General features: G+C 55.7%; 26 protein-coding genes and 3 pseudogenes. 23 read left to right on the plus strand and 6 right to left on the minus strand.

The annotated features are described in order from the left end of the window. The first annotated feature begins 22 nt into the window (after nt 1-22). A complete protein-coding gene (locus EE896_RS07365) occupies nt 23-865 on the plus strand; it encodes an oxidoreductase (protein WP_105099029.1) in 843 nt (280 codons plus the stop codon). A gap of 87 nt (nt 866-952) precedes the next feature. Here EE896_RS07365 and EE896_RS07370 read toward each other — a convergent pair whose 3' ends face one another. Further along, nucleotides 953-1,180: a hypothetical protein gene (locus EE896_RS07370; RefSeq protein WP_003852400.1), complete on the minus strand. Its 228-nt coding sequence runs from the start codon at nt 1,178-1,180 to the stop codon at nt 953-955. Then, a complete protein-coding gene (locus EE896_RS07375; protein ID WP_008926917.1) occupies nt 1,167-1,733 on the minus strand; it encodes a hypothetical protein in 567 nt (188 codons plus the stop codon). Before EE896_RS07375 ends, EE896_RS07370 begins: the two co-directional genes overlap by 14 nt. A gap of 366 nt (nt 1,734-2,099) precedes the next feature. On the opposite strand from EE896_RS07375, the gene EE896_RS07380 reads away from it, so the two are divergent. Genes EE896_RS07380 through biuH form a run of 3 tightly spaced genes read left to right on the plus strand, consistent with a single transcriptional unit; the run spans nt 2,100 to nt 5,516 of the window. Next, nucleotides 2,100-3,536: an amidase gene (locus EE896_RS07380; protein ID WP_110411296.1), complete on the plus strand. Its 1,437-nt coding sequence runs from the start codon at nt 2,100-2,102 to the stop codon at nt 3,534-3,536. Beyond that, nucleotides 3,533-4,849: a purine-cytosine permease family protein gene (locus tag EE896_RS07385; RefSeq protein ID WP_008926915.1), complete on the plus strand. Its 1,317-nt coding sequence runs from the start codon at nt 3,533-3,535 to the stop codon at nt 4,847-4,849. The genes EE896_RS07380 and EE896_RS07385 overlap by 4 nt, the downstream gene beginning before the upstream one ends. After that, entirely contained in the window at nt 4,830-5,516 is a 687-nt protein-coding gene (gene biuH / locus EE896_RS07390; RefSeq protein ID WP_008926914.1) for a biuret amidohydrolase, read from the plus strand. Before EE896_RS07385 ends, biuH begins: the two co-directional genes overlap by 20 nt. A gap of 92 nt (nt 5,517-5,608) precedes the next feature. Here the strand turns inward: biuH and EE896_RS07395 are convergent. Beyond that, a pseudogene (locus EE896_RS07395) lies at nt 5,609-5,791 on the minus strand (EAL domain-containing protein); the annotation flags it as partial. Between the two features lie 200 nt (nt 5,792-5,991). Here EE896_RS07395 and EE896_RS07400 point away from each other — a divergent pair. Further along, nucleotides 5,992-7,083: a mechanosensitive ion channel family protein gene (locus EE896_RS07400; protein WP_003852412.1), complete on the plus strand. Its 1,092-nt coding sequence runs from the start codon at nt 5,992-5,994 to the stop codon at nt 7,081-7,083. Between the two features lie 55 nt (nt 7,084-7,138). Here EE896_RS07400 and EE896_RS07405 read toward each other — a convergent pair. Further along, nucleotides 7,139-7,413 (minus strand): annotated as a pseudogene (locus EE896_RS07405) (BCCT family transporter); the annotation flags it as partial. Between EE896_RS07405 and EE896_RS07410 the strand changes: the two are divergent. The 4 genes and pseudogenes from EE896_RS07410 to EE896_RS07425 form a co-directional block, all read left to right on the plus strand. Further along, nucleotides 7,412-7,834 (plus strand): annotated as a pseudogene (locus tag EE896_RS07410) (STAS domain-containing protein); the annotation flags it as partial. The pseudogenes EE896_RS07405 and EE896_RS07410 sit on opposite strands and share 2 nt — an antisense overlap. A 567-nt stretch (nt 7,835-8,401) precedes the next feature. Continuing rightward, complete coding sequence (locus EE896_RS07415) at nt 8,402-10,318, plus strand: methyl-accepting chemotaxis protein (RefSeq protein ID WP_140916205.1); 1,917 nt, start codon at nt 8,402-8,404, stop codon at nt 10,316-10,318. 91 nt (nt 10,319-10,409) lie between these two features. After that, nucleotides 10,410-10,613, plus strand: a complete 204-nt coding sequence (locus EE896_RS07420) for a hypothetical protein (RefSeq protein ID WP_105099032.1) — start codon at nt 10,410-10,412, stop codon at nt 10,611-10,613. Nucleotides 10,614-11,285: 672 nt separating this feature from the next. Next, complete coding sequence (locus EE896_RS07425; RefSeq protein WP_078805171.1) at nt 11,286-12,824, plus strand: methyl-accepting chemotaxis protein; 1,539 nt, start codon at nt 11,286-11,288, stop codon at nt 12,822-12,824. A gap of 151 nt (nt 12,825-12,975) precedes the next feature. Here EE896_RS07425 and EE896_RS07430 read toward each other — a convergent pair whose 3' ends face one another. Further along, a complete protein-coding gene (locus EE896_RS07430) occupies nt 12,976-13,479 on the minus strand; it encodes a P-loop nucleotide/nucleoside kinase family protein (RefSeq protein ID WP_033762735.1) in 504 nt (167 codons plus the stop codon). Nucleotides 13,480-13,614: 135 nt separating this feature from the next. Beyond that, entirely contained in the window at nt 13,615-14,244 is a 630-nt protein-coding gene (locus EE896_RS07435; RefSeq protein ID WP_140916204.1) for a Vat family streptogramin A O-acetyltransferase, read from the minus strand. A 675-nt stretch (nt 14,245-14,919) separates the two neighbouring features. Between EE896_RS07435 and EE896_RS07440 the strand changes: the two genes are divergently transcribed. The 14 genes from EE896_RS07440 (at nt 14,920) to phnD (ending at nt 26,074) form a co-directional block, all read left to right on the plus strand. Then, entirely contained in the window at nt 14,920-15,633 is a 714-nt protein-coding gene (locus tag EE896_RS07440; RefSeq protein ID WP_003852428.1) for a bacteriorhodopsin, read from the plus strand. Then, the gene (locus EE896_RS07445; protein ID WP_008926907.1) at nt 15,630-16,439 is read left to right on the plus strand and encodes a Brp/Blh family beta-carotene 15,15'-dioxygenase; all 810 of its coding nucleotides are present in this window, start codon (nt 15,630-15,632) and stop codon (nt 16,437-16,439) included. Before EE896_RS07440 ends, EE896_RS07445 begins: the two co-directional genes overlap by 4 nt. 151 nt (nt 16,440-16,590) lie before the next feature. Next, nucleotides 16,591-17,304, plus strand: a complete 714-nt coding sequence (gene phnF / locus EE896_RS07450) for a phosphonate metabolism transcriptional regulator PhnF (protein WP_003852432.1) — start codon at nt 16,591-16,593, stop codon at nt 17,302-17,304. Next, nucleotides 17,304-17,750 carry a phosphonate C-P lyase system protein PhnG gene (gene phnG / locus EE896_RS07455; RefSeq protein ID WP_003852434.1) on the plus strand — a complete coding sequence of 149 codons (447 nt, stop codon included), beginning with the start codon at nt 17,304-17,306 and terminating at the stop codon, nt 17,748-17,750. Before phnF ends, phnG begins: the two co-directional genes overlap by 1 nt. After that, nucleotides 17,750-18,325, plus strand: a complete 576-nt coding sequence (gene phnH, locus EE896_RS07460) for a phosphonate C-P lyase system protein PhnH (protein WP_003852437.1) — start codon at nt 17,750-17,752, stop codon at nt 18,323-18,325. Before phnG ends, phnH begins: the two co-directional genes overlap by 1 nt. Next, complete coding sequence (locus EE896_RS07465) at nt 18,325-19,401, plus strand: carbon-phosphorus lyase complex subunit (protein ID WP_003852439.1); 1,077 nt, start codon at nt 18,325-18,327, stop codon at nt 19,399-19,401. Before phnH ends, EE896_RS07465 begins: the two co-directional genes overlap by 1 nt. After that, the gene (locus EE896_RS07470) at nt 19,394-20,242 is read left to right on the plus strand and encodes an alpha-D-ribose 1-methylphosphonate 5-phosphate C-P-lyase PhnJ (protein ID WP_008926903.1); all 849 of its coding nucleotides are present in this window, start codon (nt 19,394-19,396) and stop codon (nt 20,240-20,242) included. Before EE896_RS07465 ends, EE896_RS07470 begins: the two co-directional genes overlap by 8 nt. Beyond that, nucleotides 20,232-20,993, plus strand: coding sequence for a phosphonate C-P lyase system protein PhnK (phnK, locus tag EE896_RS07475; RefSeq protein ID WP_003852443.1), 762 nt, complete (start codon nt 20,232-20,234; stop codon nt 20,991-20,993). The genes EE896_RS07470 and phnK overlap by 11 nt, the downstream gene beginning before the upstream one ends. Further along, nucleotides 20,994-21,707, plus strand: a complete 714-nt coding sequence (gene phnL / locus EE896_RS07480) for a phosphonate C-P lyase system protein PhnL (RefSeq protein ID WP_003852445.1) — start codon at nt 20,994-20,996, stop codon at nt 21,705-21,707. After that, the gene (phnM, locus tag EE896_RS07485; RefSeq protein ID WP_003852448.1) at nt 21,704-22,840 is read left to right on the plus strand and encodes an alpha-D-ribose 1-methylphosphonate 5-triphosphate diphosphatase; all 1,137 of its coding nucleotides are present in this window, start codon (nt 21,704-21,706) and stop codon (nt 22,838-22,840) included. The genes phnL and phnM overlap by 4 nt, the downstream gene beginning before the upstream one ends. Beyond that, nucleotides 22,840-23,376, plus strand: coding sequence for a ribose 1,5-bisphosphokinase (gene phnN / locus EE896_RS07490; protein ID WP_140916203.1), 537 nt, complete (start codon nt 22,840-22,842; stop codon nt 23,374-23,376). The genes phnM and phnN overlap by 1 nt, the downstream gene beginning before the upstream one ends. A gap of 64 nt (nt 23,377-23,440) precedes the next feature. Beyond that, on the plus strand, nt 23,441-24,211 hold the full coding sequence (gene phnP, locus EE896_RS07495; RefSeq protein WP_008926900.1) for a phosphonate metabolism protein PhnP: 771 nt from the start codon (nt 23,441-23,443) through the stop codon (nt 24,209-24,211). Nucleotides 24,212-24,290: 79 nt separating this feature from the next. Beyond that, nucleotides 24,291-25,121, plus strand: coding sequence for a phosphonate ABC transporter ATP-binding protein (phnC, locus tag EE896_RS07500; RefSeq protein WP_003852452.1), 831 nt, complete (start codon nt 24,291-24,293; stop codon nt 25,119-25,121). A 26-nt stretch (nt 25,122-25,147) separates the two neighbouring features. Continuing rightward, on the plus strand, nt 25,148-26,074 hold the full coding sequence (phnD, locus tag EE896_RS07505; RefSeq protein WP_003852454.1) for a phosphonate ABC transporter substrate-binding protein: 927 nt from the start codon (nt 25,148-25,150) through the stop codon (nt 26,072-26,074). Nucleotides 26,075-26,124 lie beyond the last annotated feature (50 nt).

A 26,124-nucleotide genomic window follows, 5' to 3' on the forward strand; every position in this document is an offset into this window, starting at 1 on the left:
CATTCTCAACGGGAGTCTTGTTATGACTGCTCATTCCAGCCCTGTCTGGTTAATCTCGGGATGTTCGACCGGTTTTGGTCGTGAACTGGCGCAGCAGACGATTGCGCGTGGCTTTAAGGTCGTCGTCACGGCACGTGACACCGCGTCCATTGCCGATCTGGTTGAAGGACACGACAACGCATTGGCGGTGGCGCTGGATGTGACGCAGCAGTCGAGCATCGACCAGGCCGTCAGTGCGGCCCTGGACACGTTCGGCACCATTGATGTGCTGGTAAACAACGCCGGTTACGGTTATCAGAGCTCAGTGGAAGAGGGTGTGGAAAGCGAAATCCGCGCGCAGTTTGATGCCAACGTCTTCGGTCTGTTTGCCCTGACCCGCGCCGTGCTGCCCGCAATGAGAAAGGCGCGTAGCGGCCACGTGATCAACATTACCTCAGTGGCAGGCTTAATCGGTTTTGCCAGCTCAGGCTACTACTCTGCCAGCAAACATGCGGTGGAAGGCTGGTCCGATTCGCTGGCGCTTGAAGCCGGTCCGCTGGGCATTCACGTGACCTGTGTTGAGCCAGGTCCGTTCCGCACCGACTGGGCCGGACGCTCACTGCATCAGACGCCGAGCACGCTGCCAGACTATGCGGAGACCGCCGCCGCGCGGATGAAAGCGACCTCCGAATACAGCGGCACTCAGAAGGGCGATCCGGCGCGGGCCGCCGCGGCGATGATTGCTATTACCGAGCATGAAAACCCGCCACGTCATCTGGTGATGGGTGCCTGGGGCCATGACGCCGTGACAGGTAAGCTCAAAGAGCGTCTGGCTGAGATAGACGCGTGGAAACAGACGTCGGTGGAGACGGATTTTCCGGAATAGAGGTGAATTGTGGGTGGCGGGAAGCCGCCTGCGGGTGAACCAGAAGCTATTAAAATACGAAAGGCCCGTTTATCGGGCCTTTGAGTGCTAATCGGGAATCTTTGCTTCCTGCATGTCGCGCGCATTCAGTTCTTTCAGCTTGCGGCGCAACAGGGCAGATGACGAACGTTTTCTCGCCTGAGCTAACTGAGCTTTAATGGCGGGCAGATCGGGCCGGGCCAGCCACTCTGCAATCAAAAGTGCCCTTAACTCTTTATATCGGGTTTCAACCGGAGCTAAAGGGGTTGTTTCATCGTGTGTATCATAAAACGACATAGCAAGCTCTCCCTGTAGTCACTACTTTATAAGCCTGGAAACAGTCCGGGATTAAAGGTTGCGGCGCTTTCTTCGGCAACCCTGTTCGGCGATTGTAGCGTAGTTCATTTTTTAACCCAAGCATGGCGTCGTAGATCTCTTCCAGAGGAGTCGGACGATTGCGTTCAACGATCTCGCCAGACGCAGGCTGGAAAACAAAACCGCCGATAGAGAAGCTTTCATGGTGTGCCATTAACGCAAGTACTACACTTTTTAAAACGACTGCACTACCTAATCCGGGAATGCTGATGTGGCGAAAATCGCTCATGCACTCCAGACCATCGCACACGTCAAAACAGACCTCAGCCAGCCCGTTAACAGGAAAGGAGATACCGGGTGGCATCCGATATCCGATGCGGGTAAAGGTCTGTTCATCTATCCGGTCGCCAACGATGACAGTGTAAGTTTCGCTGCCGCCAACAAAAACGTAGCTGTGATAAATCTGGCGGTCATAAATAAATCTTTTTCGTCTGATTTCGTAGTTTTCGAGATAAATATCTTCTTCAATACGCACTTCTCATCCCTGCCGTAACATATGAATCCCTGAAACTCGATTTTTCAGTTCCTGCTCAGCACCGTCAATCATCCATGGTAAAAGTGAGGTTATTCATTCCAGCATTTCAGCCGCTGTTGCGCATTAACAACACCGTTCTGTAAGCCAGCCCACAAACCATTCACCTGGCACGCACCCTTATTGCGCAGCCCTGCGCCATCACTGTGCTGAAAAAATAAACAGCGACCCGCTTCTGACACCATAAGAATTCGATCTTGTATCCCAGCCCGTATTCCACCTCGCATCCCTGACCCAGCCCCTTGAGTTCGCGGCTATCTGGCACGCTTCATGCACTAGCTCATGGGTACACTTTTGGCGAGGTAACCCATGTTTGACTCCTTTTTAGACGACGATGCCACCACGATGGCCGCTCTGATCCGCAACGGGGAAGTATCAGCCTGCGAACTGACCGCTGCGGCGCTGGCGAGGATGGAACAGCGTGAACCGACGGTGCAGGCCTTTTGCACCCCGACACCCGAGCTTGCGATGGCACAGGCTAAAGCCATAGATGACCGACGTGCGCGGGGAGAAACACTGGGCGCGCTGGCAGGCGTGCCGCTGGCGGTAAAAGATCTCATCTGCACCGCAAACGTCCGCACTACCTCCGGTTCAGCAGCATACAAAGAGTTCGTACCGGAAGATGACGACATCACGGTGGAACGGCTACTGGCCGCCGACGCCATTCTGCTGGGTAAAACCACCGCGCCGGAGTTCGGCTACAGCGGCGTCGGGCACAATCCGCTTTTTCCGTCGCCACGTAATCCCTGGAATCTGGCGATGACGCCGGGCGGTTCCAGCGCGGGTTCCGGGGCGGCGGTGGCGGCACGCCTTTGCCCGATTGCACTGGGCAGCGATGGCGGCGGGTCAGTGCGTATTCCGGCGGCGCACTGCGGCATTTTTGGCTTCAAGGCGTCGATGGGGCGGGTGCCGTTATGGCCCGGCTGTCGTGATGAACGCTATCCCGGCGTGTCGAGTTGGGAGTCGCTGGAGCATATCGGGCCGATGACGCGCAGCGTGCGCGATGCCGCCCTGATGATGTCACTGATGGCAGGACCGGATATGCGGGACCGCCACTCGATCCCCTGCAGCGACGTTGACTGGCTGGGTGCACCAGAACATCTGCCTGGCAAGTTGCGTATCGCATTCAGCGCAGATTTTGGCTATGTGGCCGTTGACCCGGAAGTCCGCGCTGTTGTCAGCGCGGCGGTAAGGCGATTTGCTGCTGAAATCGGTGCGGAACTGGAGCTGGCCGATCCTGGCTTCCCGGATCCGTCAGCCGCTTTTGGCGCACTGGTGGCGATGGAAAGTGATCTCACCGGCATGCGCCAGATGATGGCGGAGCAGGGCAGCACAATGTCACCGCATCTGGTCGCTATGTTACAGCGCGACTGGCGGGCAGAGAACTTTACCGATGCCATCGCCACCCGCAAAGCGGTCAGCAATAGCCTGTGGCGCTTTATGCAGCGCTTTGATCTGTTGATCACGCCGACGCTGGCCGTGCCGCCGTTTCCGCTGGGAATGCAGGGACCGGAGATCATTGATAGTCGCATGGTTCGCAACGATCACTGGCTCTCATTCTGCTTCCCGTTCAATTTCACCGGCCAGCCCGCCGCGTCAGTGCCTGCAGGTTTCACCGCCAGCGGCCTGCCGGTCGGTATGCAGATTGTTGGTCGTCATCTTGATGATGCTTTAGTGCTGGCTGCCAGTGCCGCTTTCGAGCGCATTCAGCCGTGGAATCACCTTCAACCCGGAATCGCCCAATGAAAACGTCTGACACACCTGCGCTGGAGCAGGAATTTGAACATGAGCCGGTGCCGCTGACGCATCGTCATTCAACCCGCTCTGTTTCAGCGGTCTGGTTTGGATTCCCGATGATCCTCACCAATGCGCTGTTTGGCGGCATCATTACCTGGCATCTGGGCTTCTGGCCCGCGCTGATCGCCATTCTGCTGGGCAACCTGGTGCTGTTCGCCTATGTCGGCGCGCTGAGCTGGTACGCCGGTAACAGCGGGATGAACTTTGCTTTACAGGCTAGACGCACCTTTGGCAGCAAAGGCTACATCCTGGTCTCGGGTTTTCTCTCGACGGTGGTGATCGGCTGGTATGCCTTCCAGACCGGCCTTACCGGCACGGTGATTAATCAGACCTTCGGCTGGAATGCGCTGGCGGTGACGGCCTTTGCCATGATCCTCTACACCGGCATCACGTTCCTGGGCGTGCGGGCGCTGTCCGTGCTGGGGATGATCGCCGCGCCGCTGTTTGTGGTGCTCGGGATGGTGGCACTGTGGCTGATCAGCAAACAGCACGACTTCTCCGTGGTGACGCAGTGGAAAGGCAGCGCCAGCGCCGCCGGCGCAATGAGCATGGGCACCGCCGTCACCATGGTGGTGGCCGGTTTTGCCGACTCCGGCACCATGACCGCTGACTTTACCCGCTGGTCGAAGAATGGACGCTCAGCGGTCATCGCTGCCTTCTCCGCTTTTCCGGTTGCGAACGTCATCTCGTATCTGTTCGGCGTGGTAATTGTAGCCGTGGGCGCGGCGGTGGATCCGCTGACCAATGGCGGTAACTTCCTGCCGATGCTGATGGGGCACAGTGCCATCCTGTCGGTGGTGGCCTGCCTGTTTGTCTTTATCAATCTGGGATCGGTCTGCACACACTGCCTCTACAACGGCGCAGTGGGTTTCAGTCATCTGTTCAGCAGCAAAATGCGTCTGTGGACGCTGATCCTCGGCGCCATTGGTGGCGCGCTGGCACTGGCGGGCGTCTGGTCTTACTTCCTGGAGTGGCTCAGCCTGCTCGGGATCGTGGTGCCACCATTTGGTGCTGTGATGATTGTGGATTTGATCTTTATGGCGCGCATCAGTGAGCAGCGTCCGGCTCAGCGATTCCGTGGTACAGCGTTTGCCGCCTGGGCAATAGGTAGCCTGTGTGCGGTGATCGCTCATGTGGCTTTCCCGCAGTTCGGTGAAGCAGTGATTGGTCTGGTGACCGCCGCCATCAGCTACAGCGTGATCAGCAAAATGCGCATGCCGCGCCCGGTAATGGAGAACAGCAATGCCCGATTACAGCGTTAATTCAACCCCTTACGCCTGGCCTTTTGACGGCAGTTTCACCCCGGCTGACACGGCGTTAATTGTGATTGATATGCAGACCGACTTCTGTGGCGTCGGCGGCTATGTCGATAGCATGGGCTATGACGTCAGCCTGACCCGCGCACCCATCGCCCCGTTGCAGCAGGTGCTGGCCGCGATGCGCGCCCGGCAGTTTCCGATTATTCATACCCGTGAAGGGCATCGGCCCGACCTCAGCGATTTGCCCGCCAATAAACGGTGGCGTTCGAGACGGATGAATGCCGGCATTGGCGATGTCGGACCTTGCGGCCGCATTCTGGTGCGCGGCGAGCCAGGCTGGGAGATTATTCCGGAGCTGGCCCCGTTGCCGGATGAGGTCGTGATTGATAAGCCAGGTAAGGGGTCATTTTACGCCACCGATCTGGAGCTGATACTGCGCAGTCGTGGCATACGTAATCTGATTCTCACCGGTATAACCACCGATGTCTGCGTTCATACCACGCTACGTGAAGCCAACGATCGCGGTTTCGAGTGTCTGGTGTTATCTGATTGCTGTGCCGCAACGGAGCGGCGTCATCATGAGGCGGCGCTGAGTATGATCCATATGCAGGGCGGCATCTTTGGCGCGGTTGCCACCTCTGCCGCACTGCTGGACAGCCTGGGCAGTTAGTCTTTCTGGCGGATAACCTGAGCGTACAACTCCGCTCAGGCTATCCCGTCAGGCGATGATACCTGCCTGACTGTCTGGCGCCGCTCTCTTCATCAGCGTTTCAGGTCGGGCACCGCCTGACTGAACAGATCGCTCTGAAGCTGATTACAACCTGCATCCGCCAGTGCAGACATCTGCCCCTGTGTTTTCACGCCTTCTGCTATGACCATCAGGCCCAAAGGCTGAACCAGCTTCATCACCGATTCAATACTTGCTACTGAATTTTCCGCTACGCCGGGCGGGATAGTCCGACCGCTCGCTTGGGCCATTGAGGTAAATCTGCCGCATCACCGCGCATTTCCTGCCAACTTCGCTGCAATGGTTCATACTCATGGGCGCTAAATGTGTTACGAACGGATAGCCGTGCAGACAACGGTTACTGAGTTTGTCACTTCGCTGACAGCCTGAGGTTGCCAGCTGACTATAAGGGAAAATAATGCCATTGTTATTCGGTGAGTTATCTGGTTTCCCGTCATGGGTGCCTGTTGTATTACTCGTCTCGCTTTCGTTTATCGTGGGCTTCCTGGCCCGGCTTATCCTGCTGGCCTTTATCCGCTACTGGCAGAGTCGCGACAGAAAGCTGTTCAAATCCCTTGAGAAGCACCTTAGCGGGTCCATGTTCTTTTTCGTACCGCTATTAATGATCAATGTCGGGATTAACTACATTAACTTTCACCCTGAGTCGCTTGAGTTAATCACTAACATCATCAACGTCTTTATTATTATGTCATTCTGTTCGGTCCTGATACGGCTGACCAATGTGGCGCAGGATATGCTCTATATCCGCTATGACATTAATATTTCGAATAATCTTCGTGCACGAAAAATTCGTACGCAGATTATCTATGTCAAAAAAGTGGTTATTGTCATCCTGGTACTGTTCTGCATTTCACTGATACTGTTGAGCTTTCCTGGCGTCCGTAAATTCGGCACCACTATTCTGGCCGGTGCAGGTGTTGCCGGTATCATTATTGGTTTCGCCTTACAGAAGTCGCTGGTTAATCTGTTTGCCGGTATTCAGATCGCCTTTACCCAGCCTATCAAAATTGATGACGCGGTGGTGGTGGAAAAAGAGTGGGGCTGGATTGAGGAGATCAACCTGACCTATGTGGTAGTGCGCATCTGGGATCTGCGTCGTCTGGTGCTGCCGATTACTTATTTCACCGAGAATCCGTTTCAGAACTGGACACGCAACAATGCCCAGATTTTAGGCTCGGTGTTTCTCTACGTAGATTACTCCATGCCGCTGGAGCCGCTGCGCAGGCAGTTTGAAAAAGTCCTCAGTGAAACCAAACTCTGGGATGGGGAAACTTCCGTGCTTCAGGTGACCGACACCACTGAGAAAACAATGACTATCAGGATGCTGATGACTGCCCAGAACTCCCCAATTGCCTTTGATTTACGCTGCTACGTGCGGGAAAAGATGATTGAGTTTATTCAGCAGAATTACCCGGAAAGCCTGCCACAGGTGAGGGCGTCACTGACGGATAGCGGGGGTGAAAAGTCAGCAAGGGAAATAGCTGAATAGCGGGTTTTGAGGTGCGGAACGGCGTTTACTGTTGCAAACAGGCGTCAACGCGTAAAGCCTTAAACAGGCCATACCGACAGGGGGGCTTGTCGGTGCCGCCCGATGCCAGCGTATCGACCACCCTGGCGCCTGAGTCCGCAGAGGTGACAAAGAGCACGGCCACCATCGCCATGGCAATAAAGGAGAGCAGCGAGCTGAAGGGGAAGTGCTCAGGGAAGTTGAACAGTGCCAGCGTCTGATTGCTCATGACCGTTTGCGCCAGGTCAGTGGCACCCTGCTGCACAATCAGCCAGATTGCGCTGTTGCCGAAAAAGTCATCCAGCGCAGCGTAGCGACCGTTGCCGTGGTGGTGGCCACCCACAATCTGGCGTTTGGGCACTGACCGGCATGCTGATTGCGTCTCTGAACTTTGCCACCAAAGTGGCCTGCTTTATGGCGGTCTCCTCTGTGCTGAAGGGCGAGACACGCACCTATACCGTAACCGGGCAGGTCTTCTTTGCCTCGGCTGAACGGTTTATCCATCACTTCGACTTCCACGAGGCGCTGGATCGCGTGGTCATCGACGTGTCGCTCACCCATTTCTGGGACATCACGTCGGTCAGCGTGCTGGACCGCATCGTAATTAAGTTCCGCCGTCAAAGGTGCCGACGTGGACGTCAGAGGCATGAACGAGGCGATCCGCACTCTCGTTGACCGCTTTGGTGTGCATGACAAACCCGAAGAAGTTGAAAAGCTGATGGGCAGCCGCTAGCCCTGATGCACGTGCTGGAAAAAAGATCCTCCCGCAGGTTCCGGACTGAATGTTAAAGCAGGCCTGTTAATGATTTTTCATTTGCATAATCGGCTGCTTACAAAATTAAGTAACGCGTTGACCTCGTATTCTTATTCTGGAAAACAAGAAGGCTGAAATGCCCTTTGTCCCTGTCCTTCCGGTAATACCTTTCCAGGTAAAAACACAAAGCTTAATAAAACCTTAAGATCTGACGGCTATTTCTCTCTATTTATTCAGTTAACATGCTATTCCGTCTCATGCCTTTTAATTTGTATTACAAAATCAGAAGCCTGCGGAATAGTTTATCGCTTTTTTTTCACCAGAGCCTTTCAGGTTAGAGTCTGAATGATAACCCGGTAAATTATCAGGGTCTTAATTTACACGGCCAGATACGAATATTAAGAGAGGTGATCTGCATCAATAAATATCATTATTTAAGGGCGGGTGATGAAAGTGGCTCTAATAAATATCGTCGCTATGCCGATATGTAACGTAACCCTGAGGAAATGTCAGTCTCAGGTACTTTTCAACACCAGGATTATTAAAATGAATATTATAAAAAAAGTGTCAAAACTCAATATAGGCAGGAAACTTACTCTGGGTTTTTTGCTGGTTATACTGGCGTCACTGGCTATATCAGTCCTTGCTGCCCTCTGTTTTTTAAAAATCCAGGATAACTCGGAAAAGCGCGACGTCACGGTACAAATGGTTGATGCACTGGCGAAAGCGAGGCTGAACCGCACGCTATTTCAGTACACCCGCGACACTAAATTCATCGAACTCAACGGTGAGGCGATGAATCAGTTGTCTGCTTTGTACAAAAATCTTGAGAAATATTCCTGGTCAACAGGCGGTCGTGAAAAGCTTTCTGCGCTCAATACTGCTCTGGCTCAGTATCAGGAAAAGCGTCAGCACTTTCTCGCAAGCAACCACAGTGCAGCCCTTTCTCTGAATGATATTCAGGCTCTCGGACTGACGTCAGTGGCGGAAAAACTGGCTGCCCGACAGGCTTATGTCCCGGCAGACCTTACTGCACCCCTGCTGGCTCTCAGCCTCAAAACTGAACAGGCTGCATTTTATGTTCAGGCGTTCATGCATGGGCCAGATGCTTCCACACTGAATAAGTTTAACGAAATCAAAGACGGTTTTTCACCACTCGTCAGTCAGCTTAGTGGTCTCGCTGACACCTCACTCGGTGCGCTTCTGGCCGATGTGGCGCAAAAAACCACCTCAGGCACCACGCTGTTAAATAATTATCTCCAGTCAGTGCAGGTCGAAAAACGCGCCTCAGATGAAATGACCGCAGCGGCGGGAAAACTGAATCAGTCAATCACTGACCTCGCGTTCTTTCAGTCTGAACAGGCTCAGAAATACATGCATACCGCACTGTGGCAGATTGGTTTTGCCACCCTTGTCTGTATCACTCTCAGTCTCTTGATCGCCTGGAGAATGACCCGCAGCATCACCGTTCCGCTGAGAGAGACGCTTACTTCGGCACAGCGTATCGCTGAAGGTGACCTGACCGCCGAAATAACCAGTTCCCGTACTGATGAGCTTGGCGAACTGATGACTGCCATGGGTGCCATGAACCAGAGCCTGCGTAACATCATCTCCCGGGTCCGGGATGGGGTGAATAACGTCGCCCGCGCCTCGTCTGAGATTGCAGCAGGAAATACCGACCTCTCATCACGCACAGAACAGCAGTCGGCTGCCGTGGTTGAGACGGCTGCCAGCATGGAGGAATTAACCTCCACCGTTAAGCTGAATGCGGAGAACGCCCATCACGCCAGTCAGCTGGCCACGGATGCGTCGCATAATGCCAGCTGCGGCGGGGAAATCATCAGTGAGGTGATAACCACAATGGGCGGAATAAGTCAGAGCTCAGGCAAAATCGGCGAAATCATCACCGTTATTAACGGTATCGCTTTCCAGACGAATATTCTGGCGTTGAATGCGGCAGTAGAGGCCGCGCGCGCAGGTGAGCAGGGCCGGGGCTTTGCCGTTGTGGCAGGCGAAGTGCGCAATCTTGCACAGCGCAGTTCACTGGCCGCAAAAGAGATAGAAGTGCTGATTCGGGAATCACTGGACAGAGTGAGTAACGGTACTGAGCTGGTAAACCGCGCCGGCGTGACAATGGAGGGTATCGTCAGGTCCGTGACGCAGGTAAGGGACATCATGGGTGAAATTGCCGCTGCATCAGACGAACAGAATCGCGGCATTACCCAGATTGCACAGGCCATGACGGAAATGGATAGCACAACCCAGCAGAACGCTGCGCTGGTTGAGGAGTCTTCTGCTGCGGCCAGCAGTCTGGAAGAACAGGCGCTTGAGCTTGAAAAAACCGTTGCCGTTTTCCGTGTGCCGTCTTCCGGGACGTTTACACCCAGAGCGCAGACTACCAGGCGCAACGCACAACCGTCAGTATCTCTGATGGCGTCGAAAGCAAACTGGGAAACCTTCTGACCATCGTTGTCCTGCATCCTAAGGGGCCGACCGACGTCGTTTCTGGCATTCGGTGGTCCCCTTTCTGGGTTTATGTCATCGGAGGTGATAAATGTGTGACGATAACGCCGTTAATGCACTGCATGTTCACATTGGTAAAGCGGTGGAGGCTCTTTTTTATGATGGCGAGCCAATCACCCGTGCAAAAGTCATTGCCCAACTATGTCTGTTGTTAGATGAAGAACCTGACTGCATCCTGCAAAACGAAATAGCAGGCGCAGTCAGCCTGCTCACTTACCCGTTCGACACAAAATGAGAGTGAACGGGTTGCTACAATCCCTGGCGACAGAATTTTGCGTGCGATGAGAGGTTGATCTGAAGAGGACGTGGTTAACCTCCGCACTGCATTCATGATCGGGCATACCCGATTTACTGTAGCAACAAACATTCAGATTTATTCCTGTGATCCTCAATCTTCCTGGCAACGAGGCTCGTTCAGACGAGCATAGGGAAAGGGGACAGCTGACCCAGTGGCTGAACGCATTACCGGCTGGAAGCTGTATCAGTCCGGATAAGCAAGCGTATGAAATCGCTGACAGATATCAGTAAGTATTCTGATGTGTTCAGCGAGTCCGTGGCTGATCCAGTTCATTTTTAACAGTAATTTTATTAATTCATGCAGGCGCTTAAGGGATAGGTTATTGACCTGCACGTGATTTTTAGCTTTTTTCCACTCGGTGGTGTCTGGCAATGATCTGCCAGGTTTTCTCGCTTATTCCTCTCATAATACCGCGTTATGTTCGGGCGTCGCCAGTCGTGCTGCATCACCGATTTAACCGAAAAAGGTCACTTTCTGTAATGAGTAGGGGTTTCGATACCTTTCAAAAACATAAAAGAAACTGATTAGTTTTACCATCTGACCATAAAGTGTGTTTTAGGATAGCCGATAAAAGAAAGGTATCTTGACTTCTCCCTCGGGTAACCTCTCATGACAATTTTAAAGAAACTTACGCTGGTCTTTATCTTTACACTTCTGGCGCTGCTTTTTTTGGGCATTATCAGTATCCGCTCTCTGGGCGGCGCACAGGATCGGTTCGATTATGTGGCCACCAACTCCCTGCCCAGCATCAACAAAATCAGTGAAATCTCTCAGCTTCGTGAAGAAGCAAGACGGCAGATACTGATGGGCCTTTTGGGTACCGATAAAGCGATTTTTGAAAAGCATATGGTCACTGCAAAGGAATATCTGACCAAAACGCGCGAGGCAATGGATGACTATAAAGCCCATTTTATTTCAGATAAGAAGGATGGGGAGTCAATAAATCAGGCTATTCAGAATTTCGGGGTCTATCTCGAGAAAGTAAATAAGATGGCGGGCGTCTATCAGACCGGCGGCATTGATGCGGCCAGGGTCATGGTTTCCGATCAGGGAGAGACCGCGGCGGCCTCGGTTGTGGTGAGCCAGAATCTGAAGGATCTTCTAGCCTATAACTATATGATAGCCAATAACTTTGCGGCGGAAAACCATGCGCAGTATCTACATACGCTCTGGCTTCTGAGCAGCATTATAGTAGCCGCGGTGATACTGACAGCCCTTTCTTCATACTCTGTCCTGAGCTATATCAGAAAAGGCCTGCAGAATTTACAGAGCACCATGAAAACCATCGAGGAAACCCTGGACCTGACTCTTCGGGTAAATCTCAATAAAAAAGATGAACTGGGCGCAACGGCTGGCAGTTTTAATGCCCTTGTGACTAAGTTTCGGGAGGTTCTGTCAGGCGTCCGGGATGCCAGCAAAGAGGTGGATACGGCGTCAGAGGAAATCGCTCACAGCAATGATGATCTGTCATCACGCTCAGAGTCTCAGGCTTCTTCACTTGAGCAAACCGCAGCCAGTATGAACGAGCTGTCGGCCACCGTGAAACACAATATGGATAACGCGACAGAGGCGAATAACTTCATCGGTAAAGTGCAATCCATCGTCAACCATAGCAACCGTGAGCTGAATGATTTAACAAGTGCCATCAACGATATCTCTGTCTCTTCAAATAAGGTTTCAGAAATTATCTCCATTATTGATGGCATTGCGTTTCAGACCAACATTCTGGCGCTTAACGCTGCAGTGGAAGCCGCCCGTGCCGGGGAGCAGGGCAAGGGGTTTGCCGTGGTCGCCGGCGAGGTCCGCTCATTGTCACAGCGTTCTTCTGTAGCAGCCCAGGATATCCGGGGTCTGATTGAAGAAGCAATCCAGAATGTGGATAAAGGCGTGGTATACGCAGCGAATGTGACGTCGCGAATGAATGAAGCTCTGAGTGTTGTTGATGAAACGACGCAATTGATTAATCAGGTCAATACTTCCTCTAAAGAGCAGAGTTATGGGATCGACCAGGTGAACATTGCGGTCACGCAGATGGAAAGCAATCTGCAGCAGAATGCCGCAATGGTAGAGCAGATGTCTGCCGCTGCGGGCTCACTGAGTCAGCAGGCGGGCAGGCTGCTGACAGAGGTCAGCTCATTTAAGCTCTGAGCCAATCCGGATTCAGCCAACGTTTATTACCGCACAGGCTGAGAACATAGCGTGACTGGCCCTGTTTTACCGGTTTCAATCCCGTGTAGGGCAGGGTGCAGCCTGAGGGTCAAAAAAATTTATTGCCGTCAAGGATGCGCGCTAAATGCGCTCAGAACGGAAGGCTCGCTTTGAGAATTATATCGACGCACGCAGCGGGCGATAATTTTGCGGTATCCAGCTGCAGATGATCCCTTCTCCAGGGTTCATAATCACGATCCATGACGGCCTGCCAGTCAGGCACTTTTAAGCCAGGAATTTCTGAGATTCTGTTCTCTACACGAGCCCGATGCTGTTCCGGATCCGAACAAAGGATTTCGATTTCCAGAAAGGGAACACCTGATGATAGTGCGATATCACGAAAACTATCTCGCACCAGATTAAGATCATTTACTGAGTCAGTGACAACGGGTAGTCCCAGTCTGAGATTCTCCCGCGCAAGCGCATAGAGGATGAAATAGCCTTCAGGGCCAATCTCTCTGAACGCTGCTGATTCATTACGCAGTACCTGTTCGATCGTATCGACGCGTAAATACACCGCTTTTAATTTTTCAGATAACATTTTAGCGACCGTGCTTTTTCCACAACCGGGAAGGCCACTGAATATGTACAGCATAACGACTCCTGTTTAAATCCGCGCTCCAGCGTTAAATTCTGACATGTTTGCAGAGCATGCTGCGCGCGATTATCCATACACATTACGAATGCGCATCACCCTTTGCCCGCAGCGAACGTGGGTGATTCTGCATAGCTATTTATCTGGCAAGGCTTCAACATTAGCAGAGCGGATTGCCGGGAGGTTTTGGGTAATCTTTTCCACAGGCCAGTCCCACCAGGCCAGCTTCTCGAGTATCGATAGGGTCTCATCGTTAAAACGCTGCCTGATAACCCTGGCTGGATTACCCCCCACAATCGAATATGCCGGGACATCCGACGTGACGACAGAACGTGACGAAATGATCGCGCCGTTACCGATTTTAATGCCTGGCATAATCAGCGCCTGGTAACCAATCCATACGTCATTGCCAATCACTGTATCGCCTTTATCGGGCAGGTCACCGGCCTGAGGCTGGCTTGCTTCCCATCCGTTTCCGAAGATGTAGAACGGATAAGTGGAGAACCCCGCCATGCTGTGGTTAGCCCCATTCATAATGAACTGAACGCCTTTCGCTATAGCGCAAAATTTTCCAATAATGAGTTTGTCGCCAATAAACGGGAAGTGATAAAGGACATTGCGCTCGAAGTTTTCTGCGCCTTCAGGGTCATCATAATACGTAAAATCACCGATGATGATGTTGGGGTTTTTCACCCTGTTTTTAATAAAACAAACCTGTGGGAAGCCTTCCATTGGATGGGGATTGGCCGGATCCGGTCCGTACATATTCTCTCCTTTACGTGCGGCTTTAGGTCGTTCCAGTGTACACCCTAATGCCCGTTGTCCTTTTCACAGACACAATGTAACCATGATGAGGGATAGATTCTGTCTGTGAAAAACTTCCGTTTCCTGATGTGCTGCTTATTAGAGTCTGGATAAATAATACGCAAAATTTTCATTCTCTGTTCATCCCTTTATTATCAATCATAGAGAATCAGAAACGATTTTATTAATGCCGTTTCGCCAGTGTGAAGCGTCACACGACGCCGTTTTCATAACGGCTGGTTTCAGATTTACCACTCAAAAATAAAATTTTTGCATTTTTGTCAGTTTATGCAGGGGCAAAGAGTTCTGATTTTCAGAATACTATATTTCAATTAAATCAAAGAGTTATGCTTGTAAGAATCCTGGCTATATGGAAGGTTTGGTAGGAAAGCGAAACGCTGAGAAACATAACTTTACATTGGTTTTTTTATGTGACGCTCAGAAGGCCAGTAAAAGACGTTAATTTAATCAGATTGCTTAAAATTAACAGTGTAAATTTCGCTCGCCGGGCAAATTATCTATATCGCCATATACTGACAGCATATTCGTTGAACGAATATAACCGTCTTTTATTAACGCTAATTCATAGCGGCAGGGCTGGCACCATACCGGCGTTTTAGCACAGGAGAGAGTAAAATGGATCAAACCGCATTTATGATTGGGTTTTCGGTCATGGCCATTGCGTCACTGATTATTTACGTGACCGGTGATAAGAAATATCCCTTTGGTCACCATACACTCGTGCACGCGTCAGTGCCGTTTATTGCCGCCACAGCCTATCTGGCCATGGCGTTTGGGTTTGGCAATCTCACGCTGGACAGTGGCACGATAGTGTACCTGGCGCGTTACGCTGACTGGTCCATCACCACGCCTCTCTTACTGGCCGGGTTGGTCATGCTGGCTTTCCATGAACAGGGTAAACCAGGAGAAATGGGCGGCTTTCTGACTGCCATCATTGTGCTGGATGTGATGATGATTATCACCGGCCTGGTCTCTTCCCTGGCGGAAAATCCTGTCGCGAAATGGGTGTGGTATTCATGGTCGTGTGCGGCATTTCTGGGCGTTGTTTATCTGCTCTGGGGGCCACTGCGCGCACTGGCCGCGACGCGAGGCAACGCGCTGGCAGGTGCCTACAACAAGAATGTAGCCTTGCTGACCCTCGTGTGGTTTATCTATCCGATCGTTTTTCTGGTCGGTCCGGAAGGTCTCAGTGTCATCACTGATGCGACATCTGTTCAGGCATTCCTGATTCTGGATATTATCGCTAAAGTTTTCTACGCCTTCTACGCTGCGGCTAATATGAAAAAAGCGCTCTCTCATACTACGCCTGTTGGTGCTGTGAGGAGATGACAGCCCAGGTGCGGTTCGGCTGGGCAGGACTCTGGGGGGCAGCGCTCGCTGCCTCTTTCAGCCCCCCTGCGGGGCAAGTGCTGTTTGCGACCCTGGCCATTGGCGTTATCGGCATGGCACACGGTGCCAGCGATCTTGACGTCGTTAAACGCGAGCGTCAGTTCCCGTTTCTTGCCGCCTATGGACTGGTCATCTTGATCTGTCTGTTCTGGTGGCACGGTGCTCCGGCGCTGGCGTTGCCCGTTTTTCTTCTGGCATCTGCCCTGCATTTTGCGCTTGAAGACGCCCCTGATGGACGCAGCCCCGAACGTCTGGCGCGGGGGATAAGTATGATAGCGGCCCCAGCGACACTGCATCTGCAGGCATTTAGCGCAATTCTGCATGAGGCGGCACCAGGATTTTCAATGCCGGACGCTCTTGCTGTGGGCATTGCCATTACAGGGGGACTCTGTGCGTCAGGGCTTATTTTTGCGGGTTTCGTTCGTCAGGACAGGCGTCTTCTGACGGGTACACTGGCGTTGTTACTGCTTCCACCTTTCGTCGGTTTTTCAATGGGATTCTTAATTTTACATGCGCTGCCGCAAACCCGACAGCGGCGCGATCAGCTGAAATGCACCAGCTATCTCCGCTACCTGCAAGCCACCTGGCCGGTACTGACGGCGGCTCTTCTGCTGGCTGCGGGAACCATTGTGGTGATGCATCCTGTGGACAACGCGGGAATTCAGCCATTGTTTGCTGTACTGGCCGCACTGGCAATCCCGCATATGCTCATTACGCCCTGGTTTGAATCACGGCATCCGGCGTGAAACCGTCCCGCTAATAGGGTAGACGCCCCTACATTCACCACTCCTTCACTCCCCCGTCACCGTTCTGTCATCTGATCCCTTCAGGCTAACACCATCCCGCAGCGTCCTATTACTGCGTTCCCACTCTGTAACCCGTGAGGATTTCATCGTGATGGAGTTATCCAGACATCCGACCACTGTTTATCAGGCTGTTGCCGCACAACTGGAGCAGGCGCTGAAAGAGCGCTACCGCTGCGGCGACTATCTTCCTTCCGAGCAGCAGCTGGCCGATCACTACGAGGTCAACCGCCACACGCTGCGCCGGGCTGTCGATGAGCTGGTGCACAAAGGGCTGCTGCAGCGCCGTCACGGTGTTGGCATCCTGGTACTGATGCGTCCTTATGACTATCCGCTGCATGCCCAGGCGCGCTTCAGTCAGAACCTGATGGAGCAGGGGAGTCACCCGACCAGCGAACGGCTGCTGGCGGTACTGCGTCCGGCCAGCAACGACGTCGCCAATGCGCTGGGCGTGAAAGAGGGCGACAACGTCATTCATCTGCGCACCCTGCGCCGCGCCAATGGCGTGCCGCTCTGCCTGATTAATCATTTCCTCGCCGACCTCAGCTGGTGGCCGCAGCTTCAGCAATTTAACAGCGGCTCGCTGCACGACTTCTTAGTGGAACACACCGGCAAACAGCTGGTGCGCACTCAGACGCGTATCAGCACCCGCCGGGCGCAGGCCAAAGAGTGTCGGCAGCTCGACATCGCCCTGCATGCGCCGCTGCTCTGCGTGCGGACGCTCAACAAAACCAGTGATGGCGCGGTGGCGGAATACTCCGTCAGCCTGACGCGCGGCGACATGATCGAACTGACTCTGGAGCACTAATGGAACAGCAAACAGATCGCCAGCGCTGGCTGTCGGTACTGGCGCACAGCAGCGCCGCCTTGCTTGAAGCGCACTGGCATGCGCTTAGCCTCCAGCCCGAATTCACCCTGGTCCGTCCGGCAGAGATTGGGCTGACGCGACTCCAGGCGCGGATGGGCGCTACCGGCAAACGCTTTGTCATGGGCGATGCCACGGTGACACGTGCGGTGGTGCAACTGAGCGACGGTACCCTGGGTTACAGCTATCTGCTGGGGCGCGACAAAGCCCACGCTGAACGCTGCGCCCTGCTGGACGCGCTGTTGCAGCAGCCGGAAACACGGCAGTTGCTGGAAGAGAAGATTATTACCCCGCTGGCGGCGTGGCGCGAGGAGCAGCGACAGCTGCGCGCCCGTGAAATCGCCAGCAGCAAAGTAGATTTCTTTACGCTGGTTCGCGGAGATAACTGATGACTTTACTGGCAAGTTTTAACCATCCGGTCGCGGATGCGCAGCGTGCGTTTCGCCGTATTCTGAAAGCGATGAGCGAGCCGGGCGTGATGGTCTCGCTGCCGCTGCAGCAGGGCTGGGGCGCACTGTCACCGGCGGCCACAGCATTGCTGCTGACGCTGGTCGATCAGGAAAGTCCGGTCTGGCTGGATGCGCAAATCGACAATGAACAGCTGCGTAACAATCTGCGCTTCCATACCGGTGCACCCATTACTTCGCAGCAGGACGCACCGTTCGCCCTGAGCCATGCAACAGCACAGCCCGATCCGACGCAGTTCGCGGCGGGTGACAATATGTCGCCGGAGAAAAGCACCACGCTGATTATCGAAGTGCCGTCGCTGAATGGCGGACTAACGCTGCGTCTCTCCGGCCCTGGCCTGCGGGAAACCCGTGCTATTGCACCACAGCTGCCGGAAAGCGTGCTGGAATATCTGCGCACCCGTCCGCATCCGTTCCCGCAGGGCGTGGATCTGATCTTCACCTGTGGCGAAGCGATCATGGCCGTGCCGCGCACCACCGTTGTGGAGGTGTGCTGATGTATGTCGCGGTGAAAGGGGGCGAAAAAGCCATCTCTAATGCCCATCAGTTACAGGCCGATCTGCGACGGGGCGATCGGGCAGTAGCGGAACTCGGCTGCGATCAGGTGGCGCAGCAGCTGGGGCTGGCGGTGGATCGGGTAATGACCGAAGGCGGAATATACGATCCTGAACTGGCGGCGCTGGCGATTAAGCAGGCCAGTGGCGATCTGGTCGAGGCGATTTTTCTGCTGCGTGCCTATCGCACCACGCTGCCACGTCTGGCAGAGAGCACGCCACTGGCGACCGGTTCGATGCGCATCGAACGCCGCATCTCGGCGGTCTATAAAGACCTGCCGGGCGGCCAGGTGCTGGGGCCAACCTATGACTACAGCCACCGTCTGCTCGACTTCACCCTGCTGGCAAACGGTGAAACGCCTGCCGCGCCGCGTGACGACCGTTCGGTGCCGGATCAGTGTCCGCACATGTTCAGCATGATGAGTGAGGAAGGGCTGGCCACCGCCGAGAGGGATGACGGCAGCGAGCCGGTTGATATCACCCGCGAGCCAATGCGCTTTCCTGCTTCGCGCGCTGCACGGCTGCAACAACTGGTGCGTGGCGATGAAGGTTTTCTGCTGGCGCTGGGCTATTCGACCCAGCGCGGCTATGGCCGTACCCATCCGTTTGCTGGCGAGATCCGCACCGGCTATCTCAGCGTCAGCATCTGTCCCGAAGAGTTGGGCTTTGAGCTGGAGATTGGGGAAGTGCTGCTGACCGAATGTGAAATGGTCAACGGCGTCGCCCACAGTGATGACGCCGCGCCGCAGTTTACCCGTGGCTACGGGCTGGTGTTTGGCCGTGCCGAACGCAAGGCGATGGCGATGGCGCTGGTGGATCGGGCGCTGCAAAGCCGCGAGCAGAATGAGCGCGTGACCAGCCCGGCGCAGGACGAAGAGTTTGTGCTGTCGCACGCCGACAACGTCGAAGCCGCGGGCTTTGTCTCGCATCTCAAGCTGCCGCACTACGTCGATTTCCAGGCAGAACTGGAACTGCTGAAACAGCTGCAGCACGATTATCAGGAGCGCAACCATGGCTGAACTCACCGGCTATAACAATGGCTATCTCGATGAGCAGACCAAACGCACCATCCGTCGCGCCATCCTGAAAGCGGTGGCGATCCCCGGCTATCAGGTGCCGTTCGCCGGACGCGAGATGCCAATGCCTTACGGCTGGGGGACAGGCGGCATCCAGATTACCGCCAGCGTGATTGGCGATCAGGATGTGCTGAAGGTGATCGATCAGGGCGCTGATGACACCACCAATGCGGTGTCAATACGTCAGTTCTTTAAGCGGGTCAGCGGGGCCGCAACCACCGAACGCACCGCCGATGCCACCCTGATCCAGACCCGGCACCGCATCCCGGAAACGCCGCTGGAGGAAGACCAGATCCTGATATTCCAGGTGCCGATTCCTGAGCCGCTGCGTTTTATCGAACCGCGCGAAACCGAGACCCGCACCATGCATGCGCTGGAGGAGTACGGCATCATGCAGGTGAAGCTGTATGAAGATATCGCCCGCTACGGCCATATCGCCACGACCTACGCCTATCCGGTCCGGGTTAACGATCGCTACGTGATGGATCCGTCGCCCATTCCCAAATTCGACAACCCGAAGATGCACATGATGCCTGCGCTGCAGCTGTTTGGGGCCGGGCGTGAAAAGCGCATCTACGCCTTGCCGCCTTATACCCGCGTGGAGAGCCTGGACTTCGACGATCACCCCTTCACCGTGCAGCAGTGGGATGAACCCTGCGCGCTGTGCGGATCGCGCCACAGCTACCTCGATGAGGTGGTGATGGACGACCAGGGAACGCGGATGTTCGTCTGCTCCGACACCGACTTTTGCCATCAGCAGCAGGAACAGCAACATGCACAGTGAACAGCCGCTGCTTGCGGTGAACCAGCTCACCCATCTTTATGCGCCGGGCAAAGGGTTTGAGCAGGTCAGTTTTGATCTCTGGCCCGGCGAAGTACTGGGGATTGTCGGCGAGTCCGGCTCCGGTAAAACCACGCTGCTGCAGAGCCTGTCGGCCCGCCTCACACCGCAGCAGGGCAGCATTCACTATCAGAACCGCGACCTCTATGAGATGAGTGAAAACGACCGCCGTCGCCTGCTGCGCACCGAGTGGGGCGTGGTGCATCAGCATCCGATGGACGGGCTGCGTGCGCAGGTCAGCGCGGGCGGTAACATTGGCGAACGGCTGATGGCGACCGGCCAGCGGAACTATGGCGACATCCGCGCCGAGGCGAGCCGCTGGCTGCAGGCGGTGGAGATTGATGCCAGTCGCATCGACGATCTGCCGACCACTTTTTCCGGCGGGATGCAGCAGCGTCTGCAGATTGCCCGCAACCTGGTGACGCAGCCTCAGCTGATGTTTATGGATGAGCCGACCGGCGGGCTGGATGTCTCGGTGCAGGCGCGACTACTGGATCTGCTGCGCACCCTGGTGCGCGAGCTGAATCTGGCGGTGGTGATTGTCACCCACGATCTCGGGGTGGCGCGACTGCTGGCGCATCGCCTGCTGGTGATGAAACAGGGACGGGTGGTGGAGAGCGGTCTGACTGACCGTGTTCTGGACGATCCTCATCATCCTTACACTCAACTGCTGGTCTCTTCGGTGCTCAATTAAATGACAACGCTCACTCCGCGCCTGCGGGTAGAAAATCTGTGTAAAACCTTTGTGCTGCACAACCAGAACGGCGCGGCGCTGCCGGTGCTACACAACGCCAGCCTGACGGTGGGCGAGGGCGAATGCGTGGTACTGCACGGTCATTCCGGCAGTGGCAAATCCACGCTGCTGCGCGCGCTTTACGGCAACTATCAGCCCGACAGCGGTCATATACGGGTTGCACATCAGGGTGAATGGATCGACATGGCGCAGGCATCAGCGCGCCAGATTATCGCCCTGCGTCGCGACACGCTGGGCTGGGTCAGCCAGTTTCTGCGGGTGATCCCACGCGTGCCGACACTGGAGATTGTGATGCAGCCGCTGCTGGAGCGCGGCGTCGATCGCGAATTCTGCGAAGCGCGGGCCGCCGAACTGCTCAGCCGGCTGAATGTGCCGCAGCGTCTCTGGTCGCTCGCCCCGTCTACCTTTTCTGGCGGTGAGCAGCAGCGCGTGAATATCGCACGCGGCTTTATCGCCGATTATCCGGTGCTGCTGCTGGATGAACCCACTGCCTCGCTCGACAACGTCAACAGTGAGGCGGTGGTGAGCTTAATTGAACAGGCGCGCGCACGTGGTGCCGCCATCGTCGGTATTTTTCACGATCGGGCGGTGCGCGAGCGGGTCGCCGACCGGCTGCACCTGATGCACCCGATCGACACAGGAGTGCAGGCATGATCATCAATAACGTCAGACTGGTGCTGGAAAACGAAGTGGTCAGCGGGTCACTGGAGTTCCGCGATGAGCGCATCAGCAGCTTCAGCGAAACCACCAGCCAGCAGCCCGGTGCGCTGGATGGTGAAGGTGCCTGGCTGCTGCCAGGTCTGGTGGAACTGCACACCGATAACCTCGACAAGTTTTTCACCCCGCGCCCGAAAGTGGACTGGCCCGCACACTCGGCGATGAGCAGCCACGATGCGCTGATGGTTTCCAGCGGCATTACCACGGTGCTGGACGCGATAGGCGTCGGGGATGTGCGCGACGGCGGGCACCGGCTGGATAACCTCAGCAAGATGATCGACGCCATCCGCGACAGCAACCGCAAGGGACTGAACCGGGCTGAGCATCTGCTGCATCTGCGCTGTGAACTGCCGCATCCTACCACTGCGCCGCTGTTTGAAGCGCTGATGGGCACGCCTGAGCTGGCGCTGGTATCGCTGATGGACCATTCGCCGGGCCAGCGTCAGTACGCGTCGCTAACCAAATATCGCGAATATTATCAGGGCAAATATCAGCTTAATGACGCCGAGATGGATCAGTTCGAGCATGACCAGCTCACCCTCGCGGCAGCGTGGTCGCAGCCCAATCGTCAGGCGATTGCCGGGCTGTGTCGGGAACATGGCATCGCCATTGCCAGCCATGATGACGCCACCGCCGCGCATGTGGAAGAGTCCCATGCGGCAGGCAGTCGCATTGCGGAGTTTCCGACCACGCTGGAGGCTGCACGTGCCTCACGCTATCGCAACATGCAGGTGCTGATGGGTGCGCCCAACATCGTGCGCGGCGGCTCGCACTCCGGCAACGTCGCCGCCTGGGAACTGGCGTCACACGGCCTGCTGAACATTCTGTCGTCCGATTACTACCCGGCCAGCCTGCTGGATGCCGCGTTCCGGCTGGCGGATGACGAGCGCAACAGCCTGGGCATGGCGCAGGCCATCGCGCTGGTGACCTGTAATCCGGCCCGCGCATTAGGATTGGAGGACCGCGGTGTCATCGCGGAAGGTTGCCGCGCCGACCTGGTGCTGGCGCACACCGCACACGGCTACCCGCACGTGCGGCACGTCTGGAGCAAAGGCCGGCAGGTGTACTGATGGCGCGGCTGATCTGGCTCACCGGTCCCTCCGGCTCCGGCAAGGATAGCCTGCTGGATGCGCTGCGGGAGGCACCGCCGCCCAAATTGTTGATCGCCCATCGCTACATCACCCGCGCCGCCGATGCGGGCGGTGAAAACCATGTGGCACTCACCGAGGCGGAGTTTGCCCGCCGCGCCGCGCTCGGTCTGTTTGCCGTAAGCTGGGAAGCCCACGGTTTCCGCTACGGCATTGGCTGTGAGACAGAACAGTGGCTGCTGCGTGGACAGAATGTGGTGGTGAACGGGTCGCGGCTGCATCTGGCTCAGGCACAGGCCCGCTTTGGCTCACAGCTGCTGCCGGTCTGTCTGCAGGTGTCGCCCGCTGTGCTGGCGGCGCGGCTGCGTCAGCGTGGACGGGAAGATGAGCCGGAGATTGCCCGGCGGCTGGCGCGTGCCGCCCAGCCGCAGCCCGATGGCTGTCTGATACTCAGCAACGACGGCGCGCTGGCGGAAACCGTCTGCCAGCTTCGCCAGATACTGGAGGCGCATCAATGACATCGACTTTTCCGGCACGGGCAGTAAGCGCCCGGCAGCGATATACGCGACCAGGAGCGCATCCATGAAACTCACTTTTCTTGGCACTGGCGGTGTGACTGCCGCGCCGCTGCCGGGCTGCGACTGTCACGCCTGTCAGCGGGCGCAGCGTAACAGCACTCATGCACGGGCGCCCTGCAGTGCGCTGATTGAGTCTGGCCACGAACGCATCCTGCTGGATGCCGGTCTGCCGCTGCTGGCATCACGCTTTCCGCCCGGCTCGCTGACCCGCATTCTGCTGACCCACTATCACATGGATCATGTGCAGGGCCTGTTTGCGCTGCGCTGGGGCGTGGGCGCGCCGATTCCGGTCTGGGGACCGCCCGATCCGCGTGGCTGTGACGATCTCTACAAACACCCTGGCCTGCTGGATTTCCGTCCCGCTTTAACCCCTTTTGTGGCGCATGCCTTTGGCGAGCTGCAGGTTACGCCGCTGCCGCTGCAGCATTCAAAGCTGACGCACGGTTATCTGTTTGACTGGCATGACACCCGGCTCGCCTGGCTGTGTGATACCTGCGGACTGCCGCCCGACACCGCCGACTTCCTGCGCGGCCAGCCGCTGGATCAACTGGTGATTGACTGCAACGATCCACCCCGTGCAGAGCCTCGAAATCACAATGATCTGACCCAGGCGCTGGCGATAGCAGAGAGGCTCAAGCCGCGTCAGACCTGGCTCACTCACCTCAGTCATGAGATGGATAACTGGTTAGCCGAAAACCCGTTGCCAGAAGGCGTGCTGCCAGCCCGTGACGGCCAGACTTTGCTGTGCGGCGCGCACTGGCCTGTCACGGTTTGATCATCTGGCTGTCATCTCGTGTTCATCGCGTCACGCCTTAATAACCGGCAGAACGCAATCAGCGATGACGGAGAACACCATGGCACAGGCACTTCTGAAAACGGTGGTCGACAACGATCTGCCACCGGCCAGCCTCAGCGGACAAAAAGTGTTGTCGGTGCAGAAACTGAGTAAAGCCTATGGCGACACGCAGGTGCTGGATCAGGTCAGTTTCGACCTGCACGCCGGTGAGCTGGTGGCGGTGATTGGCCGCTCTGGCGCGGGTAAATCGACACTGCTGCACATGCTCAACGGCACAATTAACGCGACGTCCGGTGCGATTATCAGTCTTCATCAGGGCGAAGCAGATCGTAACGTGGTCACGCTTAACAGCCGCCAGCTGCGCGAATGGCGCAGTCAGTGCGGCATGATCTTTCAGGATTTCTGTCTGGTGCCGCGCCTCGACGTGCTGACCAACGTGCTGCTGGGCCGCCTGAGCCAGACCAGCACGCTGAAATCCTTCTTCAAAATCTTTTCTGACCAGGACCGGGCGCACGCCATCGAACTGCTGCAGTGGATGAACATGCTGCCGCAGGCGCTGCAGCGGGCCGAAAATCTCTCAGGCGGACAGATGCAGCGCGTGGCGATCTGCCGCGCCCTGATGCAGAACCCCAAAATCCTGCTGGCTGATGAGCCGGTGGCCTCACTCGACCCTAAAAATACCAAACGCATTATGGATGTGCTGCGCCAGGTCAGCGAGCAGGGCATCAGCGTGATGGTCAACCTGCACTCGATTGAGCTGGTCAAAAGCTACTGCACCCGGGTTATTGGCATTCAGCGCGGTGTCGTGCTGTTTGATGGCCATCCTTCCCGACTCACCGACAGCCTGTTGCACCAGCTGTACGGCGATGAACTTAACCAAATCCATTAACGTCCACAGCAAGAGAATAATTCCGAATGAAACTGACTTCTTTAGCACTTCTGACCAGTGTCATGGCGTTTGGTGTCAGCGCAGCGGATGCGCCGAAACAGCTTAATCTGGGGATTCTGGGCGGGCAGAACGCCACCCAGCAGATTGGCGATAATCAGTGTGTAAAAACCTTCTTGGATAAAGAGCTGGGTGTGGATACCCAGATGCGCAACGCCTCTGACTATTCCGGCGTGATTCAGGGCCTGCTGGGCGGCAAGATCGATATGGTGCTGAGCATGTCACCGGCTTCGTTTGCGTCGGTCTACATTCAGGACCCGAAAGCAGTGGATGTGGTGGGTATTGTCGTCGATGACAAAGATCAGTCACGTGGCTACCACTCTGTCGTCATCGTTAAAGCGGACAGCCCGTATAAAAAGCTGGAAGACCTGAAAGGCAAATCATTCGGTATGGCCGATCCCGATTCGACGTCCGGCTTCCTGATGCCAAACCAGGCGTTTAAGAAGATGTTCGGCGGCACGGTGGATGACAAATATAACAACTTCTTCTCCAGCGTCACTTTCTCTGGCGGTCATGAGCAGGACATCCTGGGCGTGCTGAATAACCAGTTTGATGGCGCAGTCACCTGGACGTCCCTGGTCGGTGACTACAACAGCGGTTACACCTCTGGCGCCTTTGGCCGATTGATCCGCATGGACCATCCGGACCTGATGAAGCAGATCCGCATCATCTGGCAGTCGCCGCTGATCCCTAACGGCCCGGTGCTGGTCAGCAACAAGCTGCCCGCTGACTTCAAAGCGAAAGTGGTGTCGGCGATTAAAAAACTGGATAAGGACGATCACGCCTGCTTCGTAAAAGCCGTGGGTGGTGAACAGCATATCGGTGAGGCGACGGTCGCTGACTATAAAAACATCATCGATATGAAGCGTGACCTGATGAAAGGCAGCCGCGGCTAAGGCCGACGGTGCCCTGACTTTCCCCGTCGAGGCGGGGAGAGCGGGACGCG

Source organism: Pantoea eucalypti (genome assembly GCF_009646115.1).
Classification (GTDB): domain Bacteria; phylum Pseudomonadota; class Gammaproteobacteria; order Enterobacterales; family Enterobacteriaceae; genus Pantoea; species Pantoea eucalypti.

What these genes read in the sequence shown, in the direction of transcription:
- EE896_RS07365 (WP_105099029.1), top strand. Translation starts at nt 23, where the DNA reads ATGACTGCTCATTCCAGCCCTGTCTGGTTAATCTCGGGATGTTCGACC.
- EE896_RS07370 (WP_003852400.1), bottom strand. Translation starts at nt 1,180, where the DNA reads ATGTCGTTTTATGATACACACGATGAAACAACCCCTTTAGCTCCGGTT.
- EE896_RS07380 (WP_110411296.1), top strand. Translation starts at nt 2,100, where the DNA reads ATGTTTGACTCCTTTTTAGACGACGATGCCACCACGATGGCCGCTCTG.
- EE896_RS07385 (WP_008926915.1), top strand. Translation starts at nt 3,533, where the DNA reads ATGAAAACGTCTGACACACCTGCGCTGGAGCAGGAATTTGAACATGAG.
- biuH (WP_008926914.1), top strand. Translation starts at nt 4,830, where the DNA reads ATGCCCGATTACAGCGTTAATTCAACCCCTTACGCCTGGCCTTTTGAC.
- EE896_RS07400 (WP_003852412.1), top strand. Translation starts at nt 5,992, where the DNA reads ATGCCATTGTTATTCGGTGAGTTATCTGGTTTCCCGTCATGGGTGCCT.
- EE896_RS07415 (WP_140916205.1), top strand. Translation starts at nt 8,402, where the DNA reads ATGAATATTATAAAAAAAGTGTCAAAACTCAATATAGGCAGGAAACTT.
- EE896_RS07420 (WP_105099032.1), top strand. Translation starts at nt 10,410, where the DNA reads ATGTGTGACGATAACGCCGTTAATGCACTGCATGTTCACATTGGTAAA.
- EE896_RS07425 (WP_078805171.1), top strand. Translation starts at nt 11,286, where the DNA reads ATGACAATTTTAAAGAAACTTACGCTGGTCTTTATCTTTACACTTCTG.
- EE896_RS07430 (WP_033762735.1), bottom strand. Translation starts at nt 13,479, where the DNA reads ATGCTGTACATATTCAGTGGCCTTCCCGGTTGTGGAAAAAGCACGGTC.
- EE896_RS07435 (WP_140916204.1), bottom strand. Translation starts at nt 14,244, where the DNA reads ATGTACGGACCGGATCCGGCCAATCCCCATCCAATGGAAGGCTTCCCA.
- EE896_RS07440 (WP_003852428.1), top strand. Translation starts at nt 14,920, where the DNA reads ATGGATCAAACCGCATTTATGATTGGGTTTTCGGTCATGGCCATTGCG.
- EE896_RS07445 (WP_008926907.1), top strand. Translation starts at nt 15,630, where the DNA reads ATGACAGCCCAGGTGCGGTTCGGCTGGGCAGGACTCTGGGGGGCAGCG.
- phnF (WP_003852432.1), top strand. Translation starts at nt 16,591, where the DNA reads ATGGAGTTATCCAGACATCCGACCACTGTTTATCAGGCTGTTGCCGCA.
- phnG (WP_003852434.1), top strand. Translation starts at nt 17,304, where the DNA reads ATGGAACAGCAAACAGATCGCCAGCGCTGGCTGTCGGTACTGGCGCAC.
- phnH (WP_003852437.1), top strand. Translation starts at nt 17,750, where the DNA reads ATGACTTTACTGGCAAGTTTTAACCATCCGGTCGCGGATGCGCAGCGT.
- EE896_RS07465 (WP_003852439.1), top strand. Translation starts at nt 18,325, where the DNA reads ATGTATGTCGCGGTGAAAGGGGGCGAAAAAGCCATCTCTAATGCCCAT.
- EE896_RS07470 (WP_008926903.1), top strand. Translation starts at nt 19,394, where the DNA reads ATGGCTGAACTCACCGGCTATAACAATGGCTATCTCGATGAGCAGACC.
- phnK (WP_003852443.1), top strand. Translation starts at nt 20,232, where the DNA reads ATGCACAGTGAACAGCCGCTGCTTGCGGTGAACCAGCTCACCCATCTT.
- phnL (WP_003852445.1), top strand. Translation starts at nt 20,994, where the DNA reads ATGACAACGCTCACTCCGCGCCTGCGGGTAGAAAATCTGTGTAAAACC.
- phnM (WP_003852448.1), top strand. Translation starts at nt 21,704, where the DNA reads ATGATCATCAATAACGTCAGACTGGTGCTGGAAAACGAAGTGGTCAGC.
- phnN (WP_140916203.1), top strand. Translation starts at nt 22,840, where the DNA reads ATGGCGCGGCTGATCTGGCTCACCGGTCCCTCCGGCTCCGGCAAGGAT.
- phnP (WP_008926900.1), top strand. Translation starts at nt 23,441, where the DNA reads ATGAAACTCACTTTTCTTGGCACTGGCGGTGTGACTGCCGCGCCGCTG.
- phnC (WP_003852452.1), top strand. Translation starts at nt 24,291, where the DNA reads ATGGCACAGGCACTTCTGAAAACGGTGGTCGACAACGATCTGCCACCG.
- phnD (WP_003852454.1), top strand. Translation starts at nt 25,148, where the DNA reads ATGAAACTGACTTCTTTAGCACTTCTGACCAGTGTCATGGCGTTTGGT.